General features: G+C 65.2%; 1 protein-coding gene and 1 pseudogene. Both read right to left on the bottom strand.

Annotation, left to right across the window (positions count from 1 at the left end; all coding sequences use genetic code 11):
- Positions 1-482, bottom strand: a 482-nt coding sequence (locus Q0341_RS10935; protein WP_299513126.1) for an SDR family NAD(P)-dependent oxidoreductase, incomplete at its 3' end; no start/stop codon positions are given.
- Positions 482-1,765, bottom strand: a pseudogene (locus Q0341_RS10930) (bifunctional salicylyl-CoA 5-hydroxylase/oxidoreductase); the annotation flags it as partial. The gene Q0341_RS10935 and the pseudogene Q0341_RS10930, both read right to left, overlap by 1 nt.

Raw genomic sequence — 1,765 nt, 5'->3', positions numbered from 1 at the left:
TAGGCGCTCACGTAGGCATAGCCCATGAGACCGGCCGTGCTGGCGATGTTGACGATGCGCCCCGGTGTGCCGCTTTCAGTCGCCTCCAGCATGCCGGGCAGCACGGCTTGCGTGACATGGAAAGTGCCGCTCAAGTTCACATCGAGCATCTGCTGCCACAGCGCGGCATCGGTTTTGCCAAAAGGTTGGCTCAATGCCTGCCCGGCGTTGTTGACCAGGATGTGCACCGGGCCCAGCCGAGCTTGCGCTTGCTGCACGGCCGCTTGCACGGCATGCGGGTCGGCCACGTCCATGGGGGCCAGCACCACGGCCAGGTCGGGCACTTGCTCGCGCAAACGCTCGGCCTGGGCCTGTAGTTTCTCGAGCGAGCGGCCAGCCAAGCTCAGGCGGCAACCCGCTTGTGCCAGCGCCAAGGCAATGGCCGCCCCGATGCCTGAGCCTGCACCCGTGATGAGGGCATGGCGGTCGTTCAGCATGGGCATTAGTCCCCCTTGGTGGCGTTTTGCAAAGCCCGCTCGCGGTCAAAAGCAGCTTCGAGTTGTGGCTTACCCGACACGTAGGCTTTGGGCCAGGCGATGTCTTTGAAGCCGATGCGCGCTGCCTCGGTCAGCGTCCAGGCCGGGTTGGCCAGGTGTGGGCGGGCCACCGCGCACAGGTCGGCGCGGCCAGCGGCCAGGATGCTGTTGACGTGGTCGGCTTCTGAGATCGCACCCACCGTGATGGTGGCGATGCCTGCTTCTTGGCGGATGCGGTCGGCAAACGGCGTTTGGTACATGCGGCCGTAAGTGGGCTTTTGCAGTGCGCTGACCTGGCCAGACGAGCAGTCGATCATGTCGGCCCCGGCGGCCTTGAAGGCGCGGGCAATTTCAACCGCATCGGTGGGCGTGATGCCACCTTCAACCCAGTCGTGCGCCGAGATTCGCACCGACATCGGGAGGTGCGCTGGCCAGGCGGCGCGCACGGCAGCAAACACTTCGAGCGGGTAGCGCAAGCGGTTGGCGAGCGTTCCGCCGTGGTCGTCGGTGCGCTGGTTGGTGAGCGGGCTGATGAAGCTCGACAACAAATAGCCGTGCGCGCAGTGCAGCTCCAGCCAGTCAAAACCGGCTTGTGCAGCGCGCTGGGTGCAGGCCACGAACTCGGCCGTGACGCGGTCCATGTCGGCGCGGGTCATGGCGCGTGGCACACCGCCGTAAGGCAAATACGGGATCGGCGACGCAGCGATCAGCGGCCAATTGCCTTCCGCATCGTCTAAAGGCACAGGCTGGTCCATGCCTGGGCCTTGCCAGGGGCGGCAGCTTGAGCCTTTGGGTCCGGCGTGGCCAATTTGCAGGCCGATCTTGGCATCGGTTTTGGCGTGCACCCAGTCGGTGATGCGCTTGAAGTCTTCGGTCTGCGCGTCGTTCCACAGCCCTGGACAGCCGTGGGTGATGCGGCCATCGGCGCTGGGCGCGGTCATCTCGACCATCACCAAGCCCGCACCGCCCATGGCGCGTGCGCCCAGGTGAACCAGGTGGTCTTCGGCCACGCGGCCATTGATCGCCATGTACTGCGCCATGGGCGAAACCACGACGCGGTTTTTGAGCGTGACCGAGCGCTGGGTATAGGGCGTGAACATTGGCGGTTTGATGCCCGGCGTGGCCGTGCGCCCCGCAAACCAGGCTTCGTAGCCTTCGAGCCAGGCCTTGTCGCGCAGGCGCAAATTTTCATGGCTGATGCGCTGGCTGCGGGTCAGCATGGAATACATGAACTGCTCGGGTTCGAGTTG

The organism is uncultured Limnohabitans sp., assembly GCF_937889215.1.
Classification (GTDB): domain Bacteria; phylum Pseudomonadota; class Gammaproteobacteria; order Burkholderiales; family Burkholderiaceae_C; genus Limnohabitans_A.
The sequence above is the reverse complement of the archived record's forward strand: the minus strand, read 5'-3'. Positions and strand labels throughout refer to the sequence as shown.